Below are 6,671 nucleotides of genomic sequence, written 5' to 3' on the forward strand. Positions count from 1 at the left end.
CGGCGTACTGCATGTTTCCAAAAAAGCCGTGTATCAATGTACAACGTACATTTGACACACAGCTTGCTTTGTTTTGAATTCGTCGAATTCACGTTATTTTAGGACAAAGTAATATTTTGAAATGGATAATAATATCCAACTCCCTCATTGTAATGAAACAATGTTCCAATAAACCAATGTCATGATCCACTTTTTACGTATCTCACGATATGCAAGATAAACTAGTTTTTGGAATATAGTTTACACTCATAGTCATTTATTGTTTTATTAAATTCTATTTTAAACTTAATCTCCCACCACATACACCGGCTGAAACTTCGACCCGACATTCTTCAACACTCCCTCCTCAACCAGCCGACGAATATACCTTGTCGCCTTCGACTGATTGAATCCCGTGAGCTGTTCAAAGTCACGGCGCTGGAGAAAACTATGTCCTGCAAAGAATTCCGCGAGCTTCTGTTTCACCTCTTCGTCGTCCATCTTTGAAGAATGTCGGGAAGAATCTGCCGAACGTTCGAACTTCACCTCCTTGAAACGGTCTGCCAGTTCCTTATCGGGAGTGAACTTAATGCTTCGCACACGAATATCGGAAGTCGTTATATATTTCGGATTGATGTCGGGCGTGCACTTCAGACTTAAACTAAAATAGCCAATTCCGTCCAAATGTACGGTATAGCCATTACTCAGCTTTTCGTACAATTCACTGCTCAAAGCAGTAATGACGGCTGCTACATCAGCAGGAGCCACCGTACATTTTTTGGAGATAGATTCACGAATTTCACGGGTGGTAACGACATCTTTAGTAATTACTTTCGCATGTAGTTTTGAAGAAGATACACCTTCTTTCACCGGATTCTCAAACAAATCGAATTTAATAGCCATATAGTATCAGTTGGTTAGTAAATATTTTATCAAACGTCTTTACACAAAAGCCTCATCACGTAGCTGTTTAGATATTAACACGAACGTGACGAGTTATCAGCACGAACGTGCTAAGATATTATCACGTTCGTGTCGAGGTAAAATTAACTATATTTTTAGGAAAGAGCAAGGATTCATCTTCTATTTTATAAAAGACTTACTCCATAACCTTTATACCACTTTCAAGTATTGTGGCATCACAGGTTCTTCCAATTTCCAAGTAATATTCATAGGGCAATCGCCATGTGAAGAAACATAATCTACCAATCCAAAACAATGGAAAGGACAGGTATTTCCAAAACCATCTCTTTTCTCTTCACGAACAAAAAGAATAATCTTGTTATGCTTTATAGGTTGTTCAATGTAAATACGCCCTCCTTTATTGTAATGAGCATCAGTATTCTTAGACTGCCAATGGAAATAATCTTTGTTGATAACGTAATCATTGTATTGTGTAGAAGGAGAAAAGTCCTTATCTGATTTGTTTAATGTAACAAAGAGCAACGTGGCATCGTATTCCGGCAAGTTAAACACACCGGACACAGAACCAGACATTCTTTTCTCTTCGGTCTGCCGTCCGACCAAAGTAAATATCTCTTCTCGAGTATAGCATCCGTAAAGTTCGATACCAGGCAATACATCAGCACCCAAGGGGGTTGTAGTTATCTCCAAATGTGCCAACAAATAAGACACTATTTCAACAACTTCTTGTTTAAAATACCGATAATGGTCTTTATGCAATAGAGCCAAAGCTTGGTACATTCCCATGTCCTTAAACTCTGTTTTATCGATACGTTCCTGATACAAAATGTAATACAACATGGTAGTATACGGCAGATTGCTTTCATCCAAATATTGTTTACTTCCTGCAAGAAAATCATTCACAAAACGAAGAAACGAAACCGTGTTATGATGTACCAAGTTACCCATGCCTTTCTCCAAACGTCGGGTAATCTCATCGTCTGTATAGGAAATACGTCCGGCAGATCGTTTAAGAGAAGTCCAGCAAAAATTACCGGCATACAGAATACGAATATCTTGTCCGTTGTTTTCCAAAAACTGAGAAATGGTAGGCAATGTGGTATAAGTATTGATTTCTTTCACTAAACGATTCTTGTTATAGATAGCTTGCTGGATATTTTCAAGAATATATTGCCGAGCTTTTTTCTCCATAATGATACTACATCCGGTAGGAAGGAGTGTAAAACCATTTTCTATTTGCTGAACGATATTCTTTTCCGGACGCAACGTCAAAGCCCGAAACTTTCCGGCAAAGTCATATTTTTTATTGACTTGTGCCACAAAGTCGAGCACCGTCAATTCTGTTTTACCGGGCGAAAGGCGGAGTCCACGTCCCAACTGTTGCAAGAAGATCGTTAAACTGTCTGTAGGACGAAGAAACAATGCGGTATCTACTTCAGGGATATCAACTCCTTCATTGAAGATATCGACCACACACAAATAGTGTATTAACCCATTACGCAAATCTTTTGCCAATTGCTCACGCTGAGATTGTGGGGTATCCGAAGTCAGACTTTGTGCATTAAAGCCATACTTTTGAAGTTGCTCTGCCATAAAATCGGCATGCCTCTTATTTACACAGAAACACAGAGCCCGACAAGTGTATTCATCGGCCAAGTAACGGTGTAAAGCATCTACTATATATTGTGCGCGTTCGGGTACACAAAGTTTATCTGCCAAACGGTCGATAATGTATCGTTGTCCGTTCCAAAGAGCATCATCTCTCAAATCTGTGTCGTCGGTAATACATAGGTATTGGAACGGGGTCAGCAATCCTGCCTGAAGAGCTTGCGGTAATCGTATTTCGGCACTGATACGTCCTCCGAAATCAGGACGAAGGTCTTTACCATCCATACGTTCTGGAGTTGCAGTCAATCCGATAAGCAATTGGGGATGAAAATGTGAAAAGAGTTTCCGATAGCTATCAGCCTGACTATGGTGGGCCTCATCGATGACTATATAATCGTAATAATCGGCTGGAAGTTTTGAAAACAGACTTTCAAAACGCGAATTGAACATGGAAATAGAAACAAACAAATGTTCGTAATCGGTTTCTTCTTCAGGAGCATAATTGCCTACCCATAAGGTTCCCCAATTGGGCTCTTGCAATACACTGCGATAGGTACGCAACGACTGACGAAGAATTTCTTCTCGATGGGCTGTAAAAAGGATACGACTTGAATGTTTAGTTCGTATCTGATGCTGACGAAAAGTTTGATAGTCGAAAGCGGAAATCACAGTTTTTCCGGTTCCGGTAGCAGCTACAATCAGATTACGGAAATTGCCACATTCTTCACGTTCTACTTTCAATTTATCCAAAATCTGTTTCTGATGGGGAAGCAGAGAATAGCGTTGATACGTAAAATCGCTTTTCTCTTTCAACGTATTGCGATGTAATTCTTTTTGAAGTTTTTCGATTCCACCCAACTGGTAGTCCTCAAAATTTGGACTATTCCAATACATTTCAAAGGTAGCTAAAGCAGTTTTAATGATATGCGGATTTTCTACACTTGTCACACGCATATTCCATTCCAGCCCATCGGTCTGAGCCGATTTCGAAAGATTGGACGAACCAATATAGGCCGTATGCATTCCCGAATTACGAACAAAAATATAAGCCTTGGCATGAAGTCGTTCGATTTCGGTATGATAAGAAATATGTATTTCGGTATGAGGTAGTTCAGCAAGCTGTTGTACAGCTTTCGCTTCGGTGGCTCCACAATAAGTAGTTGTAATGATACGCAAACGAGTATCTTCTCGTTCACAGAACTTTCGTAAATCGTCGAGCAACAAACGTACTCCGGAGAGTTTCAAAAAAGAAACGATGAAGTAAATTTCGTCTGCACTTGCGATTTCTCGTCTGATTTCTTCACCCAAAGACAATACACTGCTTCCACCTGTAAATAAATTGCTTACCCGAAAACCAGACTGCGGACGAAGGGTTTCCGAATGACTGCTTTTCTGCAAAAGATTTTTCTGTTGGGTCATTACTTCCATTAGTAGATTGGAAGTATCGGATATCTGTATGTCATCTACCAATCCATACTCAGACAATATTTTATTGACCATTGTCATTCTGTCGTGCAGACTTTCTGTATCTTCCAATTTCTGCCGGATCGCCTTCGACAGGTAATCAGCTAAAATCTTAGGTGATTCTGCATCATCTATCTGCTCACGTATACAAACTATTTGCTGTGATTCTGCTGCATGTATATCACGCTCTACTTCTCGATTAATGATATTTTCGTAAATGCCCTTCTTTAACATCAGTATTCGATTTCTAAAAGATTATTTTCTATTTACAATTTGTCTTCATGCCTCCCTATTCGGTCAATAGTAGTATGGCTACATTATCAGACTTTGTCTGGCAAAAATACAGATTATCCAATTAATCTCTTCTCTTTAGTCATACCTTTTCTATAAATACGTGAGTTCGGGATAAGAAAGTATCTTTAAAAGTTGGTAATCACCGAATTATTTTGTATATTTAAGTCTGACAAACAATTAATTACAAATTAACAACAATGATTACCAAGGATAAAGTTACGGAAAATCTGTGGAATATCCGCCGAATTGCAGCAGATTAACGCAACAGGATTTGATAATTAGGGAGTTAGAAGAAAAACGCAGAAGTTGGGCAGACAGTTGAAAACCGTCTTAAAGCAGATTAAAGCAAAAGAACGGTTTCCTAATCATTACCCGATGAAAGTGCAGATTTAACAGTCCCTGTTTCATTTTGCGGCGTTCTGCGCAGCTTTGCTTATCAATAGGTAACTCGTTGATTTATAGTTTTGCAACCAAAAAGAAACGAGTATGGCAAGAAGCACATTCAAGGTGCTGTTCTACGTGAACGGCAGTAAGGAAAAGAACGGAATTGTCCCCATCATGGGACGAGTTACAATCAACGGAACGGTAGCACAGTTCAGCTGCAAACGGACTATCCCGAAAGAGCTTTGGGATGCCAAAGGGAACAAGGCAAAGGGCAAGAGTATGGAAGCGAGGGAAACCAATCTTGCGCTTGACAACATCAAGGCTCAAATCATCAAGCATTACCAGCGTATATCCGACCGTGAAGCGTATGTAACGGCAGAAATGGTACGCAATGCCTATCAGGGATTGGGCGGTGAGTATGAAACATTGCTCGGTGCTTTCGACAAGGAAAATGAAGTGTTCAAGAAGCGTGTCGGAAAAGACAGGGTCAGGGCTACCTATATGGCAAGGGTACGGGCAAGAAACCATGTGGCGGCATTCATCAGGTCACATTACAAGCGGAACGACATCTCCATGCCTGAACTTACGCCCGACTTCATCAAGGAGTTCGCCGTGTTCCTTTCCAACGAAGCCGGACTGCACAACGGTTCGATATGGGAAAACTGCATGTGGCTGAAAGGTGTGGTGATGCGGGCACATTTCAACGGGCATATACCGAGAAATCCGTTTGCCCAGTTCCATATAAGCCCGAACACGAAAGAGCGTGAATATCTGACGGAGAATGAGCTGAAAACATTGATGGAATTTCAGTTCAAAGACCCCAAGAACTCCTATCTCCGTGATATTTTTGTTTTCGCCAGTTTTACCGCCCTCTCATTCGTGGATATAAAGGAATTAAGCAACGACCAGATTGTGGAAGTAAACGGTGAGAAATGGATTATTTCCAAACGGCACAAGACGGGTGTACCGTTTCAGGTAAAGCTGCTGGATATTCCCTTGCAGATAATCGAGCGTTACAAGGCTTTTCAGGAAAACAATCTTGTATTTCCCAATCTCAACTATTGGTCAATATGCAAGCGTATGGGAAAGATGATAAAGGAATGCGGCATCACCAAGAAAATCAGCTTTCATTGCTCAAGGCATGGATTTGCGACCCTGGCTCTCAGCAAAGGGATGCCAATCGAGAGCGTCAGCCGTATTTTGGGGCATACGAACATTGAGACCACGCAAATCTATGCGAAGATAACCGTACAGAAATTGGATAATGACCTCACGATGCTGGGCGACAAACTGAGCAAATCATTCGGGAATGTGAAAATGTCAGGGATATGAAACGGGAAATAATCACAACGGACAGCTATGGTAGAATTACCATACCATCCGATACAGGTAATATATGGATGAATGAAATGGAGCTGGTAGAGCTGTTCGGGGTAATCGCCCCGACGCTCCGTGCCACCATTCGTACCGTGTACAAGTACGGAGTTTTGAATCCTCTTGAAGCAGAAAAACGTATCAAGCTACCCAACGGCTATTATGCGGACATGTATGCCCTGCCGATGGTGGTGGCACTCGCTTTCCGCATTGACACATCAGGTGCCGCAACGGTTCGCAATGCACTGCTGGAAAGATTGTGCCGACGAAAAGAAAAACAAGTCCTGCTGGTGTCAGTGAATAACAGAATGCCGAATGAATGTTAGAATGAACTTTTTATGTTCAGCCATTTGATGATTAACAGTTTAATCTGACGTAGTGACGACATGAAGTCATTAAATCCGTAAATCAGTGCGCCAGTCAATCTGTAATTATCTGCAACAACCAGTCCCCGAAGAAGTGCATATTCCACGACTTCGGGCTTTTTTATCTCCTTTTACCTGAAAGAGCCACCCGTTTATACTGCATTTTCTTTTGGCATGACCTATTTTGCGCCGTTCCGCATAGATTTGCGTATCAAGATTTTACCGACACTTCCGTAGCTTTGCAACCATGTTTAACCCGTTGCCGACAGAATGTAGGCA

At 41.1% G+C, this 6,671-nt stretch carries 5 protein-coding genes; 2 read left to right on the plus strand and 3 right to left on the minus strand.

From position 1 onward, the window contains the following. Positions 1–285: 285 nt before the first annotated feature. On the minus strand, positions 286–882 hold the full coding sequence (locus ACZM60_RS14055; RefSeq protein ID WP_489521801.1) for an HU family DNA-binding protein: 597 nt from the start codon (positions 880–882) through the stop codon (positions 286–288). 210 nt (positions 883–1,092) lie between these two features. Then, on the minus strand, positions 1,093–4,209 hold the full coding sequence (locus tag ACZM60_RS14060; RefSeq protein WP_489521802.1) for a DEAD/DEAH box helicase: 3,117 nt from the start codon (positions 4,207–4,209) through the stop codon (positions 1,093–1,095). Positions 4,210–4,755: 546 nt separating this feature from the next. On the opposite strand from ACZM60_RS14060, the gene ACZM60_RS14065 reads away from it, so the two are divergent. Both ACZM60_RS14065 and ACZM60_RS14070 read left to right on the plus strand, forming a co-directional pair. Then, positions 4,756–5,985 (plus strand): site-specific integrase, encoded by a 1,230-nt coding sequence (locus ACZM60_RS14065; protein ID WP_489521803.1) that lies wholly within the window; start codon positions 4,756–4,758, stop codon positions 5,983–5,985. Continuing rightward, positions 5,982–6,353 carry a hypothetical protein gene (locus ACZM60_RS14070; RefSeq protein WP_489521804.1) on the plus strand — a complete coding sequence of 124 codons (372 nt, stop codon included), beginning with the start codon at positions 5,982–5,984 and terminating at the stop codon, positions 6,351–6,353. The genes ACZM60_RS14065 and ACZM60_RS14070 overlap by 4 nt, the downstream gene beginning before the upstream one ends. Here the strand turns inward: ACZM60_RS14070 and ACZM60_RS14075 are convergent. After that, positions 6,350–6,499, minus strand: a complete 150-nt coding sequence (locus ACZM60_RS14075; protein WP_347734743.1) for a hypothetical protein — start codon at positions 6,497–6,499, stop codon at positions 6,350–6,352. The two genes, ACZM60_RS14070 and ACZM60_RS14075, sit on opposite strands and share 4 nt — an antisense overlap. Between the last annotated feature and the right edge of the window lie 172 nt (positions 6,500–6,671).

This window comes from Phocaeicola sp. (assembly GCF_057861905.1).